The sequence below is a fragment of the Nocardia suismassiliense genome, assembly GCF_900269665.1.
Lineage (GTDB): Bacteria > Actinomycetota > Actinomycetes > Mycobacteriales > Mycobacteriaceae > Nocardia > Nocardia suismassiliense.
Map to the genome: position 1 here is coordinate 9,103,541 of NZ_LT985361.1, position 18,893 is coordinate 9,122,433.

Sequence of the window (18,893 nt, forward strand, 5' to 3'; positions counted from 1 at the left end):
GAAAGACCGTAAAAACGGATGAATTCGGTCACGGATACACTGAATATGCACGACTCGATCTGCAAGTTTCACCCAGGCGGCCATCCCAGAGCGACTGCACGGCAACTTCCCTGGGCGCTCGACCGACTCGACCGGATGCGCGGCACCCGGCACGCCCTCGGGGCGCGCGGTGAAAGATGACGAGTAAAGCGGACTTTCGCACGAGCTCTCAGCGCACTGGCACAGACCACATCTCGGCTTATCTTTGGCTAACCTTCAGAAACCGTGCTGCGGAACCGCTTCGGGCCGCTGACCTCGAAGCACGATGAATGCGCCGAGATCAGCGGCCCGATTGTTAGCCAGCCGTATTCAGTATTGTTGCGCTGCGTTCGATCGCTCAAACATTACGGCGGTTTCGCGGTTGCCACACCACCAGTGCGGTACTGCGTTGCGGCGGCGAAAGATCGGGCCGATAGCCCGCTCGCAACCGATCCAGCTCGGCCGACAGCTCGGTGACGCGCTGCTGCAATTCCTCGACCTGGTTGGTGAGTTCGATGATGCGTTTGATGCCCGCCAGGTTGACGCCCTCGTCCTGGGACAGCCGCTGCACCTCGCGCAGCAGCTCGACGTCCCTGGCCGAGTAGCGTCGCCCGCCGCCCGAAGTGCGTTGTGGCGTTACCAGTCCCAGACGGTCATAGGTACGCAAGGTCTGCGCGTGCATGCCCGCCAGCTGGGCCGCCACCGAGATCATGAAGAACTCGGCACGCGACCCGCCGGACGCCTGCTTCGGATCATGGGACATCAAGCACCTGCCCATCCTGCCCGTGGGTCGAAACCGCTGGCCTTCTCCGCCTCGGCGTAGCGCCGTAGCGCCTCCGCGGCGTTGTCGTCCAGCTTTTGCGGCACCGCGACCTTGACGGTGACCAGCAGGTCACCGGCGCCGCCGCCGCGCTTGGGCACGCCACGACCGCGCACCCGGAGGATGCGGCCGTCCGCGGTGCCCGGCGGCACCTTGACGCCGACGCGCCCCTCCAGCGTGGGCACCGAAACCGTGGTGCCCAACACCAATTCGCTGTAGCTGACCGGCAGTACCAGGGTCAGGTCGTCGCCGTTGCGGCCGAAGACCTTGTCCTGGCTGACGTGCACGCTGACGAACAGGTCGCCCGAAGGCGCGCCACGCAGGCCCGCCTCGCCCTGTCCGGCCAGCCGAATCCGTTGTCCGTCACTGACTCCCGGGGGAATCCGCACCGTGATGGTGCGCGTGCGGTTCTGGATGCCGCTGCCGTGGCAGTCGACGCACGGGTCGTCGATGATCGAGCCGGTGCCCCGGCAGTCATCGCACGGCTCGCTGAAGCCGAATGCACCCTGGTTGCGGCTGACGATGCCGGTGCCATTGCAGTGCGGGCAGACCCGCGGGCTGGTACCCGGCTTGGCGCCGCTGCCGTGACACGTGGTGCACGGCGACGGACTGGTCATCCGCAGCGGAACGGTGACGCCCTGCGCGGCCTCGCGGAAGCCGAGGGTCGTCTCGGTCTCCACATCGGCCCCGCGGCGCGGGCGACTGGTCGTGCGCGTGCCACCCCGGTTGAACAGGCCGCCGAGCAGGTCACCGAGGCCACCGTCGCCGGCGTTCGCGCCGCCGAAGATGTCACCGATGTTGAAGTCCTGCGAAAAGCCGCCACCCGCACCGGGCGTGAACCCGCCGCCGCGTGGATAGCCGCCACCCGCGAACAGCTTGCGGGTCTCGTCGTACTCCTTGCGTTTGGCCGGATCCGACAGCACCGCATGCGCTTCGCTGACGGTCTTGAACCGCTCCTCGGCTTTGGCATCGCCGGGATTGGCGTCCGGATGCAGGTCACGCGCGAGCTTGCGGTACGCCTTCTTGATCTCGTCCTGCGAGGCCGTGGAGGAGACACCCAGCTCTTTATAGAAGTCCTTTTCGATCCACTCCCGTTGACTCACCGGATATCTCCTCCTCTCGCGTCTTTATTGTTTGTTCGCGCCGGCATCAGCATCCGATGCCTCTGTCGTTCCGGCCGCGCCGTTGTCGGCCCCGCCATCGGTTACCCCGACCAGCGCGTGCCGAAGCACCCGCTCGCCGAACCGATAGCCCTTGCGCATGACGACGCCGATCACCGGGTCGTGCCCGGAGCCCTCGTGCTGCACGGCCTCGTGCAGGGTCGGGTCGAAAGGCTCACCCTCCGAACCGAATTCCTCGAGGCCCTGCTTGTGCAGCGCAGTGGCCAGCTTGTCGGCCACCGACTTGAGCGGTCCGGAGTCCAGGTCGCCGTGTGCCCGGGCCCGATCGAGATCGTCGAGCACACCGAGCAATTCGGTGACCACGGCGGCCTTGGCGGTGTCGATCGCGGTCTTGCGGTCGCGTTCGACGCGGCGCCGGTAGTTGGCGTACTCCGCGGTCAGCCGCTGCAGATCGGCGGTGCGCTCGGCGAGCTCCTTGGTGATGGCATCGGCCAACAGCTCGGCACCCTTTTCCGTATCGATGACGGACTCCGCGCCGTTGCCGGTGCCCGGGCCGGGCCCGTCGGCGGCCTCGGCCGCCGACGGTTCCCGAACCTCACCCGGCTGCGACTGGTCGCCGCTCAGGTTCCGGTCCTCCGGGTCAATCTTGCGATTGTCCACAAAGGTGATCGGCTCTTGCTCGGAGTCGCGTCGCTCCGAATTGTTGCCGTCGGTCACTTCTTCTCCGTGTCAACCGGCTCGTCCACAACCTCGGCGTCCACGACCTCGTCCTCGGCGTTGTTCGACGCCGACGACCCGTTGCTGGACGCCGCGGCGTCATTGGCCGACGATTCGTAGATCGCCTGGCCCAGCGCCTGCGACTCGGTCGCCAGCTTCTCGACCGCCGCCTTGACCGCGGCGATGTCGGTGCCCTTGAGCGCCTCGTTCGCCTCGGCGATGGCCGCCTCGACCTTGGTCTTGATCTCGGCCGGGACCTTGTCCTCGTTGTCCTTGATGAACTTCTCGGTCTGGTGCACCAGCGACTCGGCCTGGTTGCGGGTCTCGGCCTCCTCGCGGCGGGCCTTGTCCTCGGCGGCGTGCGCCTCGGCGTCCTTGACCATCCGGTCGATCTCCTCCTTGGACAGGCCGGAGCCGTCCTGGATCTTGATCGTGTTCTCCTTGCCGGTGCCCTTGTCCTTCGCGGTCACGTGCACGATGCCGTTGGCGTCGATGTCGAAGGTGACCTCGATCTGCGGCACGCCGCGCGGGGCCGGCGGGATGCCGGTCAGCTCGAAGGAGCCGAGCAGCTTGTTGTGCGAGGCGATCTCACGCTCACCCTGGAACACCTGGATCTGCACCGACGGCTGGTTGTCGTCGGCCGTGGTGAAGGTCTCCGAGCGCTTGGTCGGGATGGTGGTGTTGCGCTCGATGAGCTTGGTCATCACGCCACCCTTGGTCTCGATGCCCAGCGACAGCGGGGTCACATCGAGCAGCAGGACGTCCTTGACCTCACCCTTGAGCACACCGGCCTGCAGCGCGGCGCCGACGGCGACGACCTCGTCCGGGTTCACGCCCTTGTTCGGCTCACGGCCGCCGGTCAGCTCCTTGACCAGTTCGGACACCGCGGGCATCCGGGTGGAGCCACCGACGAGCACGACGTGGTCGATGTCGGCGACGTTGATGCCCGCATCCTTGATCACGGACTGGAACGGCGCGCGGGTGCGGTCGAGCAGGTCCGAGGTGATCTTCTGGAACTCGGCGCGGGTCAGCTGCTCGTCGAGGAACAGCGGGTTCTTGTCCGCGTCGACGGTGATGTAAGGCAGGTTGATCGAGGTGCTCTGCGAGGAGCTCAGCTCGATCTTCGCCTTCTCGGCGGCCTCACGCAGCCGCTGCAGCGCCATCTTGTCCTTGGTCAGGTCGATGCCCGCGCTGGCCTTGAACTTGTCGACCAGCCAGGTCACCACGCGCTCGTCCCAGTCGTCACCACCGAGGTGGTTGTCACCGGAGGTGGCGCGGACCTCGACGACGCCCTCGCCGATCTCCAGCAGCGAGACGTCGAAGGTACCGCCACCGAGGTCGAAGACCAGGATGGTCTGTTCCTTGTCGCCCTTGTCCAGGCCGTACGCCAGCGCCGCCGCGGTGGGCTCGTTGACGATACGCAGCACGTTCAGGCCGGCGATCTGGCCTGCTTCCTTGGTGGCCTGCCGCTGGGCGTCCTCGAAGTACGCGGGCACGGTGATGACCGCGTCGGTGATCTCCTCACCGAGGTAGGCCTCCGCGTCGCGCTTCAGCTTCATCAGGGTGCGCGCGCTGATTTCCTGCGGGGTGTACTTCTTGCCATCGATCTCGACGGTCCAGTCGGTGCCGATGTGGCGCTTGACCGAGCGAATGGTGCGGTCGACGTTGGTGACGGCCTGGTTCTTGGCCGGCTGGCCGACCAGAACCTCGCCGTTCTTCGCGAACGCGACGATCGACGGGGTGGTGCGCGATCCTTCCGAGTTGGCCACGACGACCGGTTCTCCGCCTTCGAGTACGGCGACGACCGAGTTCGTGGTCCCGAGGTCGATTCCGACCGCACGAGCCATTGTGGTTCCTCCTATTTGACGTACTGACATGTGTCGGTGCCTGGGCGGGTTGCGCCCTGCGGCCTGGTTTTCCCTATGCCGCGAGACCTCGCCCCAAGCACCTGGCGGAGCACGGTCCCAGCAACGCTGAGCGTGGTCGGCTCAATCCTGCCCCCAATGATGATCGGGAGTCAACTCAAACTTGAGTCCGACACACTCAATGTTGTCGAATAGCTCAACGGACAGCAGACGCGGATCATTCCCAAACGACGACATCGATTTCGTCCGCTCGCGATTGTCCTCGCCCGACCCGGCCGCGACCACCCCGTGGTGCAATAACACGCGCGGCGGGTGTGAACCCGGCGGGAAGGAGTCACGGTGTCGACGAAGACGCGGTCATGGTGGGGTTGGGGCAACGTCGAGGACGCGGTGGCCGGCGCGGAGCGGGCGGCGCTGACCGAACGCGTCGCGGCCATCCTGCCCGGCGCCGATCTGACGGCGCACGAGCCGCCGCCGGTCGAAACGCTGGCGCTGCCCGAACCGCGGATCGCGGCACCGGACGCCTTGGCCGAGCTCGTCTCCGTCGACCCCGCCGATCGTGCGGCGCACGCACACGGGCAGGCGTTTCGCGACGTGGTCCGAAATCTCTTGGGCGAGGTACGAACTCCGCCCGACCTCGTCATGCGGCCGCGCACCGAAACAGACATCGTCGACGTGCTCGATTGGGCGAGCCGGGCGAATATCGCCGTAATCCCCTTCGGCGGTGGCACTTCCGTGGTCGGCGGGGTGGAGCCGCGGCTCGACGACACCTTCGCCGGTGCGGTGAGCCTCGACCTGGGCGCACTCGACCGCGTCCTCGAGATCGATCCGATCAGTCGCGCGGCACGGATTCAGGCGGGCGTGTTCGGGCCCGCCCTGGAAGATCAACTGCGCGAGGCGAAGCTGACCCTGCGGCATTTTCCGCAGTCGTTCGAGTTCTCCACCCTCGGCGGCTGGCTGGCCACCCGGGCCGGCGGGCACTTCGCGACGCTGTACACCCACATCGACGACCTGGTCGAGTCGATGCGGGTGGTGACGCCCGCGGGCATCAGCGAATCCCGCCGGCTGCCCGGCTCCGGCGCCGGGCCCGCGCCGGACCGGATGTTCCTCGGTTCGGAGGGCACCCTCGGCGTGATCACCGAGGCCTGGCTGCGGCTACAGGACCGGCCGCGGGGGCGGGCAACGACTTCGGTGCACTTCGACGATTACGACCGCGCGGTGGCCGCCACCCGCGCCATCGCGCAGTCCGGGCTGTATCCGACCAACTGCCGGCTGCTCGATCCCGCCGAGGCCTTCCTCAACGCCGGTGCGGCGACCGCGGGCGGGGTGCTGGTGCTCGGCTTCGAATCGGCAGATCATCCGACCCAGCCGTGGATGGAACGGGTCGTCGAGATCGCGGTGGAGCATGGCGGCACCATGCCGGAGCCCGTGCGTTATGTGGATTCGGACACGAACACCCATACCGGCGGCACCGCCGACACCTGGCGCTCGTCCTTCCTGCGCATGCCCTACCAGCGCGACGCGCTTGCCGCGCAGTCGATGATCACCGAGACGTTCGAAACCGCCTGCACCTGGGACAGATTCGCGGAACTGAAGGTCGCCGTCACCACCGCCGCGAACGACGCGATCCGGGCGGTCGGCGCGACCGGCGTGGTCACCTGCCGATTCACCCACGTCTATCCGGACGGGCCCGCACCGTATTTCGGTATCTACGCCGCAGGACGCTGGGGCAGCACGGTCGCGCAGTGGGACGACATCAAAGCCGCGGTCTCCGAGGCACTCTCGGCCTCAGGTGGGACGATCACCCACCACCACGCGGTGGGCCGGGATCACCGGCCCTGGTACGACCGGCAGCGCCCGGAGCCGTTCGCGCTGGCGCTGCGCGCGGCCAAATCCGCGCTCGACCCGGCGGGCATCCTGAATCCCGGTGTGCTCCTGTGAATTACCGCGCCACGGTCAATGCGGCATTCGTTCGCCGGTGAGACCGGGGTGAATCCCGGGGCGTAGCCCGTTGCTCGCGGCCGTTCGCTGCAACAGCCGCAGCAGCGTCGTTCGTTCCTCGGCGGCGAGTTCGGCGAACAGTTCGGCATCGAGGCGGGCCACCACCTGCTGTGCGCGGGCCAGTACGTCGTGCGCGGCGGGCAGCAGATAGACGGCGTGGGCGCGGCGGTCGGTCGGGTGCCTGCGTCGTTCGACGAGCTTGCGCTGCTCCAGCTCGTCGACGAGACCGACCATCACATTGCGGTGGATGCCCAGCGTCTCACCGAGCCGCTGCTGGGTTTGCCCGTCGTGTTCGCGCAGGAGCCGCAGCATGCCGAAGTGCCGGGGGCCGATACCGATCGGGGTGAGCAGCTCGCTGAATCGGGCGCCGGTGTAGGCGCCGAGCTGGCCCAGCAGGAAGGCCGGTTGATCGGACAGCGGCGGAAACCTCGGATCGGTCACGCTGTCAGCATACCTATACGCACTCAACTTGATTGTTCTATTGATTGATAATCACCGTAGGTGCATAGTTTGCAGATGAGCCCGACACAGACCAGGAGATGGAAGCAATGGATATTTTGACTATCGGCCGCGGTCCGAGTGTGGTGGCCGCCGGCCTCGAACTCATTCGCGCACAAGGATTTACCGCGCACGGCGTGACCGCCGACGCGGACGCGCTGGCCGCGCTCGAGGCCGGTCCGATCGGCCTGCTGCTGATCGGTGGTGGCGTCGAAAGCGATTCGAGCGCGGCGTTGCAGGAAAAGGCGGCACAGCACGGCGTTCCGGTGATCGAAGCCGTGCGCAACGGTCGCGACCTGGAAACCTACCTCCAGGAAGAGGTGTTCCCCATACTGCGCGCCCGGCAGTGAAAAGGCCTGTGGGCTGGAGTGTTTGACACTCCAGCCCATCGGACCGCCGTCAGGCGTGCACGAGCTGTTCCGGCAGCTCGTCCGGGTCGGCGATCGTGCTGCGGCGCAAGCCGGTCGCGGCGACCACGCCGGCCAGGACCGCGGCGACGACCGGAACGATCAGCGCGGTGCGCAGTCCGTCCATGCCGACGTTGCCCGCGGTGACCGCCGCGACGTTCACCGCCGTCACCACCGAGATGCCCAGCGCCGCACCGAATTGGATTGCGGTGTAGAGCAATCCACCCGCCAGGCCGTGCTCCTCCGCCGCGATATCGTCGGTGCCCGCGATGGTCAGCGGTCCGTAGACCAGCGCGAAGGCCACGGCGAGCAGCAGCATCGTCGGGAGCATGGCGATATAGGTGCGATCCAGGTCCGTCGGCAGGAACAGCACGTAGGCGAGCGCCGCGAGGACCGTGCCACCGAAGATCACCCGGACATTGCCGAACCGGCGCACGAACCAGGGCGTCAGCAGTGGAGCGAGGATCGCGTCCAGACCGAGCACCGCCATCGCCAAGCCGGTCTGCACCGTGCTCCAGCCGCGCACTTCCTGGAAGTACAGCGTCGCCAGGAACTGGAATCCCATGAACGAGGCGATGAACAGCACCGCGACCAGATTGGTGCGCACCAGCGGGACCGAACGCAGGATACCGAGCCGGACCAGCGGTGTGGCGGTGCGGCGTTCGTTCACGACGAACAGTGCGAGCGCCGCCAGACCGCCGGCGAAGGACGCCACCGTCAGCCCCGGATTGTCACCGGGATGCTCCAGCCGGACGACACCGTAGACGAGCAGCAGCATCGCAGCGGGCACGCTCAACGCACCGAGCAGATCGAAGCCGCCCCGAACCCGCTGCGGCACACCGGAATCCCGGATCATGGCGATCGCGGCCACCAAGAGCACGGCCGAAACGAGCACCGGTACGAAGAACACCCAGCGCCACCCGAACGCGGTCAGCAATCCGCCGACCACCATGCCGAGCGAGAAACCGCCTGCCGCCACGCCCGCGTAGAACATCAGCGCCTTGTCCCGCACCGCGCCCTCGGCGAAGTTGGTGGTGATCAGCGAGAGACCGGCCGGGGCGAGGAACGCCGCGGCCACCCCGGTGACGAAGCGGGCGGTCAACAGCATCCACCCGGTGGTGGCGAAGCCGCCGAGTCCGGAGAACACCAGGAATACCGTCAGCCAGAACAGGAACATCCGCCTGCGGCCGAGCAGGTCGGCGGCGCGGCCACCGAGCAGTACGAACCCGCCGTAGCCGAGCACGTACGCCGACACCACACCGCTGAGCATGCCGGTGGACAGGCCGAGTTCGGCCCGGATCGAGGGCAGCGCCACGCTCAGCATCCCGACGTCGATGCCCTCCATGAATATCGCGCCGCACAACACCGCGAGCACGCCCCAGGCGCGGCCGGACATCTCGGTAAAGACCTCGGCGGCTCTGGATTTCACCATCACGACTCCCCGAACACAGTAGGTTCCCCACAATGGGGTCGGTTACCTCTTGATACCGAGGAGAAGTCTCGGGCAGAATCGACGACTATGGAAGACGGCACTTTGAAGTCACCGGGGCACTGCGGGGATACCACCGCCGACTTCGACGTTTCACACTGGGACTCCCGCGCCGACTGCGAGGTGCGGCAGATCCTCGATCGCGTCGCCGACAAGTGGTCGCTGCTGGTGATCGCGCTGCTGGACGAGCGGAGCCTGCGGTTCACCGAACTCAAACGCAAGATCGACGGCGTCAGTCAGCGGATGCTCACCCGCACCCTGCGGCATCTCGAACGCGACGGGCTGGTCGAGCGCACCGTGTATCCGACCGTGCCACCGCGGGTCGACTACGCGCTGACCCCGCTCGGCGCCAGTCTGCACACCACCATCAAGGCCTTGGTGACCTGGACCGAAGGGCATCAGAACGAGATCGCCGCCGCGCGCAACGCCTACGATCGCCGCGCCGCCCAGGACGAACTGACGCCCATCTGACCCGGCGACGGTCTATCTCGATCGCGGGAAAGCGGCAGGGGTGGCTGATGGCGCAGTAGCGTGGTCAGCGACGCCGATTCGAGGAGTTCACCATGCGGGCTGCCGTCGTCACCAACTCGAAATTCGAGGTCACCGACTTACCGACGCCGATACCCGGGCGCGGGCAGCTGCTGATCAACGTATCGCGCTGCGGCATCTGCGGTTCCGACCTGCATGTGCGCAACCACGCCGACGAGGTGGCCGAGCTGAGCGCGGTCACCGGGTACGACTCGTTCATGCGGTCGGACCAGAGTGTGGTGCTCGGGCACGAATTCAGCGGCGAGGTGGTGGATTACGGACCGGGGTGCCGGAAGCGTTGGCGGGCAGGCACTCCGGTGGTGGCGCTGCCGATCGTGCGGCACGGCACGAAACCGCAGCTGACCGGTCTGTCGGTCGAGGCGCCCGGCGCCTACGCCGAGCAGGTGATCGTCCAGGAGTCGATGACCATGCCGGTGCCGAACGGGCTGTCCGCCGAACACGCCGCGCTCACCGAGCCCATGGCGGTGGCCTGGCACGCGGTGCGCCGCGGTCGAGTAGGCAAGCGGCAGCACGCTTTTGTCATCGGCTGCGGGCCGATCGGGCTCGCGGTGATCAGCATGCTGAAGGCGGCGGGCGTACGCACGGTCGTGGCCAGCGACTTCTCCCCACGCCGCCGCGAACTCGCGGCCGCCTGCGGCGCGGACATCGTCGTCGACCCGGCCACCGACTCCCCCTGGACCGCCGCACCCACCCGCGGCCGCATCAACGGCGTCACCGACATTCTCGAGCTCGGCTTCGACACCATGGACCGCCTGCGCCGCGTCCCGAACCTGCCCTGGTGGTACGTCTTCCGCCTCGCACACACCCTGAACGCGGGCCCGTCCGGACCCGTCATCTTCGAATGCGTCGGCGTCCCAGGCATTCTCGACCAGATCATCACCGCCGCACCGCCACTGTCGCGCGTGGTCGTCGTCGGCGTCTGCATGGAAACCGACCGCATCCGCCCCGCCATGGCCATCAACAAGGAACTCGAACTCCGCTTCGCCTTCGGCTACGACCCCGGCGAGTTCCGCGACACCCTCCACCTCCTCGCCGAAGGCAAGGTCGACCCCGCCCCCTTGATCACCGGCACAGTAGGCCTCAACGGCATCGACACCGCCTTCACCACCCTCGCCACCCCCGACCACCACGCCAAAATCCTCATCGACCCCACCAGCCCCGCCACCACCCCCTGACGCGGCTGCCTCGACGCACGGGTCAGTGGGCGGCGTCGAGGACTTCTTCGGCGAGTTTGTCGTCCAGGGTGATTCGGACGAGGGCGGCGGCGAGGGCTGCGGTGTGGTCTTTGGGGGCCAGGGCGGCCAGTTTGGCGGGGGTGGATGGGAGGTTGATGCAGTCGGCGCCGCGGAGGGCGCGTTCGTCGAAATGGGGGGCGGCCCAGGGCCAGACGTCTTGGATCTCGCGGAGGAAGATGTCGCTGCCGGTGGGGCCGATGCCCTGGAACTCTTGCAGGAGTTGGGCGGCGCGTTTGGAGTCGTGGTCGGCTTCGTCGGCGAGATTGCGCAGGTCGCCGTCGTAGCGGTCGAGGACCTGGGCGGCGTTGGCGCCGAGACGGGTGGCGGTGCTCTCGTCGTAGCGGCGGTAGTGGGCGCGGCCGAGGGCGTCGACGAGTTCCTGCCATTCGGCGTCGGCGACGCGCTGCGGGGTGCGATAGCCGGTGGCGACCAGTTCGCGGGCGGCGGCTACGGCGATGTCGGCGGAGATTCTGGTGCTCAACAGCTCCGCGAGCATGAGCAGCTGGAACAGCGGCGCGGGTTTGTCGTCGAGGTGGATGCCCGCCTCCGCGGCGTATCCGGTTCCGGCGCGGTCGAGCAGCGCGTGCACTACCTTCTGTTGGCTCATCGCGACCTCCTTGTTCGGATATCGGTCGCCTACCCGACGGCACCGGCTTCACACCGATCCGATGTCGGTCGTCCGGGCGATACCGCTGCCTGCCTTGCCGAAGGCCGCGAGCCACTCCCAGGCCCCGGGGTGGTGACCGCTTGCGCGACGGTGTCGAAGATGCCGCGCACAGGTCGCGGTGGGCGCCGAACGATTCGCTTCCCAGTATCCGATCGACCCCGAGCAGGCGCCGACCAGTGCAGACGGTGGAGGTGTTGTGCAGGATTACCGGTGACCTGAGCTAGCCGGGCAACAGACTGAGCGTGCCTTCCGCGCTGCGGGCTGCGGTGAGGCAAGCGGTACTGGTGAATTGGTCGGCGAGTGGGTGTCTAGCCCTGGCCCGCCATTTGCGTACCGCGGCAACGGCTTGGTCTCGCTGTACCGAGGGCGCGGCGTCGACCGGCAGCCCGAGGCGCAGGTGCGGGGCGATGCCGGAACCGCCGATGAGGCGGTGCAGTTCGGCGAGATCCGCCGGTGGCAGGGTCAATTCGTCGGTGCGGAGACGACCGAGCAGGCGGAGCTCGGCGAAACCGTGTACATCGGCGAGCAGGGTGCGTACGCGCGGCAGCAGGGTGTCGGCCGCGCTGCCCGGGTACGCGGTCAGCACGCGCGCGAGCGCGGTGAGGGCGGAGTGCGCCTTGAGCTGATCGGCGCGCTGGCCGAACTGCACATCGAGCACCGAGCGCAGCTCGTCCACACCGCTGCGCGTGGTCAATTCCGCTGCCAGCGTGGCGGAGTCGCGCACGCCGAGCCGAATCAGGGTGACTGCCATGCGAATTCCGAACAGGCCGAACCGTTCCGCGAGCTGGGCTCTGAGTTCCGGTGCCACCGGCAATACGACATCGGGGCGCGCGAAGCGATCCGCGGAGAGCAGGGCCGCACTCAGCTCGTCGACCGGAACACCGGCGAGCGCCTCGAACGCCGCATACTCCTGTTGCCGCAGTGTGGCCGCGGCGAACGCGAGCAGCCCGGCGACCGGAATCACGGCCTGGCACAGCCCTGTTCGCTCCAGCTCCCCGGCGAAGCGGGTCGCGACATCGCGTGCCGAGTGCAGCGCGTCGATCCGGCCTGCGCCGATCTCGTCGGCCCTGGACACGACACCGACGACGCCGAGCGGGCCGGGCAATCCCGAAACACCCGGCCCGGCAGTAGTTCCCGCGCCCACCCGCTCGAGGAACCGGACGTCGGCCGCGTCGAGCCTGCGCAGCAGGTACACCACCGCGTCGGCGCCGGGGACCGCGATACTCTGCTTGCCCTCCGGCGTGAGCAGCCGCGCCGTGCGCTGCGACACCTCCCGCGACAGCGAGGAGGTGCCCGGCGTATCGATGATGGTCGTGTCGGCCAGCGCCGCCGCCGGCCATTCGACCTCGAGGTGATCGACCTCGCGCGGCGCGGGCGCGTTCCAAGTCAACCGATCCAGGTCGAAGGTCAGTCCGTGCGTACCGCCGCCGCGGCGCACCACCACGTTCGCGCGGGCGCCGTCGCCGGCGTGCGCCGTCACGCTCGGGGTGGAACCGTAGCGGTACCAGGTGACCACCCTGGTGCACTCGGTCGCGTCGGTCGGTGCGATGTCCTGCCCGACAAGGGAATTCAGCAGCGTGGATTTGCCGGCCTTCAACGAACCGGCGAGCGCGACGCGCAACGGCTGATCCAGGCGACCGGCGCACTCGGCGAGCATGGCCCGCGGTCGCGGTTCGGTCGCCAGCGCGGCACGCGCCGCGCCGATCAGTCGATGGGCCTCGGCAACTATCCCTGGCGCAGCGCCGCCCGCACGTCTCACGACGCCGCCTCGCCTGCGCTCGGCAGCGCCGTTCGCGAAGGCGCGCTGTGTCGTCGGTTCACTCGGTGGAGCTCGTTCACGGGGCAACCGTACCGACGGACGCGCTCGGCAGCGCGGCCTGCATGGCTTCGGCGTACCTGCCCAGCTCAGCGACCACGTTCAGCTGCCGCTCGAGCACCGCCCCGCGTTCGGCCCGGCGCGCGTTGGCCATCGTCGCGGCCTCCTGCGCGGCCCGCAGCGAATCGTCGATCGACCGCAGGCTCCGCTCGGCCACACCGGCATAGTGGTCGCGCAGTGCGCGATGGATGCGGTGCAGCCGGTCCTTGGATTCCTTGCCCGTCTGGAACGCCACATCGTCGACGAATCGGCGGACGGCCGCCTTCGCCTCGGTGCGCCGCCGGGCCAGCCTGGCCTGCTTGTCGTCACGGAAGGCCTTGCCGCCCACCACGAGTCCGGCGCCGAGCGAGATCGGATTGAGCAGCGCGAGTCCGGCAAAGGTACTGGCCAGCCCGACCATCAGCACGCCGCCGTAGGAGCCGCGCATGCCGACGAGCAGTTTGCTGCCGAAACCGATGTCCGGCTCCAGGTCGGCGAGGGTGCCCGCGCCGATGTGACTGCCTGCGACGGCGGTGTCGGACCGGACGTCCGGGAGATCGGTGGCGCCCGCATCGCTGAAATGCTCGGCGACCCGCTGCGCGAGTTGCAAGGCGCGCGAGTGGGTCCAGAGCAGGTTGTCGCCGATCGCCGTATCGATGGTGCCGGTGAGGTATTCGGCGATCCGCTCCCAATGTCGGCCGGGGTCGTGGTCGTCGATCCACTCCTCGGTGGTTCTGGCGATGCCGCGCAACCGATCTCGCAGATCGTGGTCGACATCGCCCGCCAGGTCGGTGATGCCGTCGGCCAGCGTCTGCTGCCAGGAGGCGGTGCGGCGGTGCAGTTCCTCGGCCGAGGTCCGGGCGGCCTGCAGTTCGCGGACCGCCGCCGCGCCGCGTGCCGGATCGCGGACCGCAACCAGCTCACTGCCCAGCGCCAGCGCCAGATGTTCGGCGGCGGAACGGATATCGCGGGCGACTGCGGCGCGGGTGGCGAGCTGGTCGCGGGCCACCACCTGGTCGCGCAGGAATTGGTAGAGCACGCCGAAGCCCGACTCGAGGCCGAGCTGTTGATCCTGCAGGCGCAGCGCGTGGCTGCGCAGCAGCGAGGACACCGCGATCATCGGCACGTCGAGACCTGCCGTGGCGAGGTGGCGCCGGTCGGCCTCGTGCACCTGGCGCCAGTGCGGGTACAGGTCGGTCTTGGTCAGCAGCAGCGCGACGGTGGGGCACAGCTCACGGACCTGACGCAAGAACGCGAGTTCCGGCTCGGTGAGTTCGGTGGACGCGTCGGAGAGCACCAGCACCGCGTCCGCGGCGGACACCATGCCGAGCACGCTTGCCGCATAGGAACTTCCGTGCCCGCCGACTCCTGGCGTATCGACCAGCACGATGCCATCGGCCAGCAGCGGGTTGGGTACCTGGATTTCCAACCGCACGATCCGCCGCCCCTGGGCCAGCGGTGAGCGGGCGGAGATCGTGCTGATCTCGGTGAACGGCACGAGCACTCGGGTCTCCGGACCGCCGGAGTCGCCGCCGGGACCGGTGAGCACCAGCTCGGCCTTCGGCTCGGGGCCGTGCGCGAGCAGCGTGGTGACCGTGGTGGTCACGTCGTCGCCGACGGGGCAGATCTCCAGATTGAGCAGCGCGTTGACGAAGCGGCTCTTGCCCTGATCCAGTTGTCCCGCAACGACAATGCGCCGCCGCGGGTCGCGGACCCGATCGGCGGCCACCTCGAGGCGGCCGACCAGATCGGTGCGCCCGGCGGCGCGGGCCGCCGCGATGGTTTCGCCGAGTACCGACAGCAGCGGTACCGCCGGTGGTGTGGCGTTCGGTGCGGGCGTCCCCATCGCGGTATCGACCTCTTCCAGTGGCTCGAGCATTGTCGGTGCGGCGGCGCAGGCCTTGTCGGTGCGCCGCCGCAGGCGTGGTCAGTGCGGCGGCGTCAGTGCAGCATCGCGTCACCGGTGAGATCCGCACCGGCGCTGCCGGTCAGATCCGCGTCCGCCTCACCGAACAGTCCGGTGTCGCCGTGCAGGCCAGCGGAACTGTCCAGCCCCGACCCGAACGCACTCGAAACATCAAGGGAAGACCAGGGGTTCGTGCTCGCCCCGACGCCACCACTCAGCCCGGCACCGGTATCGACCGCGCCCTGCGTGGTGCTACCGACCGAACCACCAAGGCCCGCAGTCGTATCCACTACTCCCTGAGTAGTCCCGCCCAGCGAACCACCGAGACCAGCGCCGGCGTCAACCGCGCCCTGCGCAGTACCGGCCAGCGAACCACCCAGCCCCGCACCGGCATCCACAGCCCCTTGGGCAGTACCGCCCAGCGAACCACCGAGACCGGCACCGGCATCCACCGCGCCACCGATACCTGTGGACAAATCCGCACCGAGCCCGGTCTCCAGTCCGGTCGTCACCTGCCCACCTGCGTCGATGACGCCGCCAAGCCCGGTCTCCAGACCTGTCCCCAGCTGTGCACCGGCGCCAACCGCACCGTCGAGACCCGTCTCCAAACCTGTCCCCAGCTGCGCACCGGCACCGACCGCACCGTCGAGACCGGCCGAAAGTCCAGCTCCCAGACCTGCTCCGGCATCGGCCGCAATGCCGAGCCCGGTCTCCAAGCCGGTCACCACCTGCGTACCCGCATCAATCGCGCCACCGACCTGAGCACCGGCGTCGAGCACACCATCGAGACCTGTGGACAACCCGGTCTCCAGCCCCGAACCCAGCTGCGCACCGGCGTTGATCGAACTATCCACACTCGTCCCCAGCCCCGCGCCGAGATCGGTGCCCACCTGCGTACCCGCACCGACACTGCCGGACAGCCCCGTCTCCAGGCCCGAACCGACCTGCGCACCCGCGTTCACCGCGCCACCCACAGCGGTGGACAAGTCGCCACCGATCTCGGTGCCCGCACCTACCGCCGCTCCCAGCCCAGTGGACAGGTCTCCACCGATTTCAGTGCCCGCGCCTACCGCCGCGCCGAGCCCGGTGGCCAGTTCGCTCTCCAAGCCGACTGCCGAATTCACCGCTCCACCAATAGATGTCGACAGATCGCCGGCCACCTGGGTTCCGGCATTCACCGCGCCCTGCAGACCGGCATTCAGCCCGGCACCGAGACCAGCGCCCGCGTCGAGACCGGTCGTCACACCCGTCTGCACCGCACCCTGCAACCCGCTGGACAGGTCGGCACCCACCTGGCCGCCCGCACCGAGCGCGGCATCGAGGCCGGTAGCGAGTCCGGTCGTGGCTTGTCCGACCGCACCGAGCGCACCGCCGAGCCCGGCGGACAAACTCGTTTCGAGCCCCGTCCCCACCTGCAGTCCGGCGTCGACCGCACCCTGCACATCGGCACCGATGCCGGTGACCGCCTGCCCGGCCACGCCGAGCGCACCGCCGACCGCGGCGGACAAATCCGCGCCGATACCGGCGACGGTGCCCAGCCCTGCCGAAAGTCCGGCACCGAGATCAGCGCCGACCTGCAGGCCGGTGTCGATCGCCGTGTTCAGTCCCGCATTGAGGTCGATACCCGCACCGACCTGTCCACCCAGGTCGAGGCCGAGGTCGGCGCCGATGTTCAAGCCGGCATCGGCCGCCGCGGCGGCACCGACGGTGCCCGCCGCACCGAGCACGGCGGCAGCACCGGTCTGCGCACCCGCGGCCACGATCGCCGACAGCTGGGAGCCGCCCGCAACCAGCGCGGACTCGGCGACCATCGGGGCGACGGCGGCGATGTCCTCCGGGGTCACCGCAGGCAAACCCGCCGCCACCAGCGCCTGCGCCGGGTTGGCGCAGTAGCCGACCGCCGCCTCGTGGTCACGCAGCAGGTTGAGGATGAACTCGAGAATCGCGTTGGGTGTCATCAGAAACATCTCCTGAGAGCCGGCGGACCTCCGCGATCCGCATCGTTGGAATGCATTTCACGCTAGGGGCGCCACGCGTTACGCATAACGGGGCCGACCCCCACAACTCACCCGAGCCCGCCCTTAGGGGCTGTCACGGCATTAGGGGAATTTCCCCGGAACTTCCCCGGAACCGGTAACGGCGGACACCCAGCAACCGAAACAACAGGTGCATCGGGGTGCTCGCACGACACCGGACCACAGAGTTTTCGAACGGGGTTCACGAATGACACAGCGTCTGGCGCTCGGCATCACTGTCGGGGCGTCGAATTCGGTCGCCGCGGCGGCAGCGGGCGAGGACGGCGACAGCGTGCGCACGCATCCCAGCGTGCTGCGGCTGGTGGCCGACGCACCGCCCACCTTCGGCACCGCCGCGCGCGCGACCGGACGGCACTCCAGCGACGTGCTGCTCGAGGGCTTCCTGGCCAGGGTCGGCGATCCGGTGGACATGCTCGCCGAGGACGGCACCGAGCATTGCGCCGCCGACCTCGTCGCCGCGGCGATCACCTGTCTGATGGACGAGTTCGATACCGGCGCACGCGAATCCGGCGTCACCGTGGCCTGCTACCCGGCGTGGTGGTCGCGGCACACGGTCGACATCCAGCGCGCCGCCCTCGATCGGGCGGGGCTGCGCGAGGTGACCCTGGTGCCCGAACCCACCGCCGCGGTCCGCTGGCTCGAAGCCACGCAGGGCCCGCTCGGCGACGGCGCGGTCCTCGTCTACGACCTCGGCGCCACCGGTCTGACCGTCTCGGTGGTGCGCACCGGCGATCACGCGAGCCTGCTCGGCGCACCACTGCGGACCACGGACGTCGCCGGTGCCGAATTCGATCTACTCACCATGCGCTACGTTCTGGCAAACGCCGCGGCGGCAAATGATTTCGACCCGTACGACCCGGTAGTGGAACGGGAATTGTCGGCATTGCGCGAGCGCTGCAGAACGGCGAAAGAAGACCTCTCGATAAATACCGCGACCGTGGTGCGCGCGCGGTTGAATCCGGCGGACGCACAGACCGGCAACGTGCGTTTGGTGCGCGGCGAACTGGAGGACCTGCTGCGCGGGCCGCTGCTGAGCTCGATCGACCTGATCCGGGACGCGGTGCACCGGGCCGGGCTCGACGTCGGCGACATCAGCCGTGTCCTGCTCACCGGTGGCGGCGGCGCGATTCCCTTGGTCGCCGAACTGATCTCGACCGAATTCGGCCTTCCGGTGGTCGCCGCTGCCCAGCCCGCCCACACCAGCGCCCGCGGGGCCGCCGCGCTGGCCGCCGAGCTGGCGACCGTCACCGTTGATCGCACACCGGCCGCAGTACCCGCGCCGACCACCAAAGAGCTGCCCGCGGTGGCGATTTCACCACTGCCGGTGGCCGAGGCACCGCGCAGGCCACGGTTGCGCGGCAAGCAGCGCGCCACGATCATCGCCGGTGCCGCGGTCGTCATCGCCCTGCTGGCCACCGGCACCGCCGCGATCGGCACCGGCATCCAGTCCGGCTCGAACCCGGCCTCGACCGAGCAGTCGTCCCTGGCGCGCGCGGCGGAGATCGCCGCGACCACCGGCGGGCAGGCTACCGACCCGGCCGACCCCAACGCACCGGTCGCCGCGACGGACTCGGCCGCCGCCACCGCGGGCCACCCGAAAGCCGATGCGGGACAGCCCGGTTCGCCGACCGCGACCACGGTCGCCGTGGTGCACAGTCAGCCCGCCGCCGACCAGCCCGCCGCGCCGCCCGCGACACCCGGTGCGCCGC

Annotated in this window: 15 protein-coding genes; 5 read left to right on the plus strand and 10 right to left on the minus strand. The window is 68.8% G+C overall.

Annotation, left to right across the window (positions count from 1 at the left end):
• Positions 1-376: 376 nt before the first annotated feature.
• From DBO33_RS40935 to dnaK, 4 genes are read right to left on the minus strand one after another with little or no spacing between them, the layout of a single operon-like run.
• Positions 377-781, minus strand: coding sequence for a heat shock protein transcriptional repressor HspR (locus DBO33_RS40935; RefSeq protein WP_107659806.1), 405 nt, complete (start codon positions 779-781; stop codon positions 377-379).
• On the minus strand, positions 781-1,941 hold the full coding sequence (gene dnaJ / locus DBO33_RS40940; protein WP_107659807.1) for a molecular chaperone DnaJ: 1,161 nt from the start codon (positions 1,939-1,941) through the stop codon (positions 781-783). The genes DBO33_RS40935 and dnaJ overlap by 1 nt, the downstream gene beginning before the upstream one ends.
• Before the next feature lie 24 nt (positions 1,942-1,965).
• Positions 1,966-2,676: a nucleotide exchange factor GrpE gene (grpE, locus tag DBO33_RS40945; protein WP_107659808.1), complete on the minus strand. Its 711-nt coding sequence runs from the start codon at positions 2,674-2,676 to the stop codon at positions 1,966-1,968.
• Positions 2,673-4,523 (minus strand): molecular chaperone DnaK, encoded by a 1,851-nt coding sequence (gene dnaK / locus DBO33_RS40950; RefSeq protein ID WP_107659809.1) that lies wholly within the window; start codon positions 4,521-4,523, stop codon positions 2,673-2,675. The genes grpE and dnaK overlap by 4 nt, the downstream gene beginning before the upstream one ends.
• A gap of 357 nt (positions 4,524-4,880) precedes the next feature.
• On the opposite strand from dnaK, the gene DBO33_RS40955 reads away from it, so the two are divergent.
• Entirely contained in the window at positions 4,881-6,482 is a 1,602-nt protein-coding gene (locus DBO33_RS40955; RefSeq protein WP_107659810.1) for an FAD-binding oxidoreductase, read from the plus strand.
• A gap of 15 nt (positions 6,483-6,497) precedes the next feature.
• Here the strand turns inward: DBO33_RS40955 and DBO33_RS40960 are convergent, their stop codons facing one another.
• Positions 6,498-6,983: a MarR family winged helix-turn-helix transcriptional regulator gene (locus DBO33_RS40960; RefSeq protein WP_107659811.1), complete on the minus strand. Its 486-nt coding sequence runs from the start codon at positions 6,981-6,983 to the stop codon at positions 6,498-6,500.
• A gap of 107 nt (positions 6,984-7,090) precedes the next feature.
• On the opposite strand from DBO33_RS40960, the gene DBO33_RS40965 reads away from it, so the two are divergent.
• Positions 7,091-7,390 carry a hypothetical protein gene (locus DBO33_RS40965; RefSeq protein WP_107659812.1) on the plus strand — a complete coding sequence of 100 codons (300 nt, stop codon included), beginning with the start codon at positions 7,091-7,093 and terminating at the stop codon, positions 7,388-7,390.
• A 49-nt stretch (positions 7,391-7,439) separates the two neighbouring features.
• On the opposite strand, the gene DBO33_RS40970 is transcribed toward DBO33_RS40965, so the two are convergent.
• Positions 7,440-8,879, minus strand: coding sequence for an MFS transporter (locus DBO33_RS40970; RefSeq protein ID WP_234391307.1), 1,440 nt, complete (start codon positions 8,877-8,879; stop codon positions 7,440-7,442).
• 87 nt (positions 8,880-8,966) lie between these two features.
• On the opposite strand from DBO33_RS40970, the gene DBO33_RS40975 reads away from it, so the two are divergent.
• Positions 8,967-9,407, plus strand: a complete 441-nt coding sequence (locus DBO33_RS40975) for a winged helix-turn-helix transcriptional regulator (RefSeq protein WP_107659813.1) — start codon at positions 8,967-8,969, stop codon at positions 9,405-9,407.
• A gap of 92 nt (positions 9,408-9,499) precedes the next feature.
• Complete coding sequence (locus tag DBO33_RS40980) at positions 9,500-10,660, plus strand: zinc-binding dehydrogenase (protein WP_107659814.1); 1,161 nt, start codon at positions 9,500-9,502, stop codon at positions 10,658-10,660.
• A 22-nt stretch (positions 10,661-10,682) separates the two neighbouring features.
• Here the strand turns inward: DBO33_RS40980 and DBO33_RS40985 are convergent, their stop codons facing one another.
• From DBO33_RS40985 to DBO33_RS41000, 4 genes are all read right to left on the minus strand, one after another.
• On the minus strand, positions 10,683-11,327 hold the full coding sequence (locus tag DBO33_RS40985) for an HhH-GDP family DNA glycosylase (RefSeq protein ID WP_107659815.1): 645 nt from the start codon (positions 11,325-11,327) through the stop codon (positions 10,683-10,685).
• A gap of 280 nt (positions 11,328-11,607) precedes the next feature.
• Positions 11,608-13,146 carry a dynamin family protein gene (locus DBO33_RS40990; RefSeq protein ID WP_107659816.1) on the minus strand — a complete coding sequence of 513 codons (1,539 nt, stop codon included), beginning with the start codon at positions 13,144-13,146 and terminating at the stop codon, positions 11,608-11,610.
• Between the two features lie 76 nt (positions 13,147-13,222).
• Entirely contained in the window at positions 13,223-15,088 is a 1,866-nt protein-coding gene (locus DBO33_RS40995) for a dynamin family protein (protein WP_107661036.1), read from the minus strand.
• A 95-nt stretch (positions 15,089-15,183) separates the two neighbouring features.
• Complete coding sequence (locus tag DBO33_RS41000; RefSeq protein ID WP_159080750.1) at positions 15,184-17,106, minus strand: IniB N-terminal domain-containing protein; 1,923 nt, start codon at positions 17,104-17,106, stop codon at positions 15,184-15,186.
• A gap of 265 nt (positions 17,107-17,371) precedes the next feature.
• Here DBO33_RS41000 and DBO33_RS41005 point away from each other — a divergent pair.
• Positions 17,372-18,893, plus strand: a 1,522-nt coding sequence (locus tag DBO33_RS41005) for an Hsp70 family protein (protein ID WP_107659818.1), incomplete at its 3' end; no start/stop codon positions are given.

Excerpts from the sequence above, each read along its gene's own strand:
- DBO33_RS40935 (WP_107659806.1), bottom strand. The coding sequence starts at position 781 with ATGTCCCATGATCCGAAGCAGGCGTCCGGCGGGTCGCGTGCCGAGTTC.
- dnaK (WP_107659809.1), bottom strand. The coding sequence starts at position 4,523 with ATGGCTCGTGCGGTCGGAATCGACCTCGGGACCACGAACTCGGTCGTC.
- DBO33_RS40965 (WP_107659812.1), top strand. The coding sequence starts at position 7,091 with ATGGATATTTTGACTATCGGCCGCGGTCCGAGTGTGGTGGCCGCCGGC.
- DBO33_RS40970 (WP_234391307.1), bottom strand. The coding sequence starts at position 8,879 with ATGGTGAAATCCAGAGCCGCCGAGGTCTTTACCGAGATGTCCGGCCGC.
- DBO33_RS40975 (WP_107659813.1), top strand. The coding sequence starts at position 8,967 with ATGGAAGACGGCACTTTGAAGTCACCGGGGCACTGCGGGGATACCACC.
- DBO33_RS40980 (WP_107659814.1), top strand. The coding sequence starts at position 9,500 with ATGCGGGCTGCCGTCGTCACCAACTCGAAATTCGAGGTCACCGACTTA.
- DBO33_RS40985 (WP_107659815.1), bottom strand. The coding sequence starts at position 11,327 with ATGAGCCAACAGAAGGTAGTGCACGCGCTGCTCGACCGCGCCGGAACC.
- DBO33_RS40995 (WP_107661036.1), bottom strand. The coding sequence starts at position 15,088 with ATGGGGACGCCCGCACCGAACGCCACACCACCGGCGGTACCGCTGCTG.
- DBO33_RS41000 (WP_159080750.1), bottom strand. The coding sequence starts at position 17,106 with ATGACACCCAACGCGATTCTCGAGTTCATCCTCAACCTGCTGCGTGAC.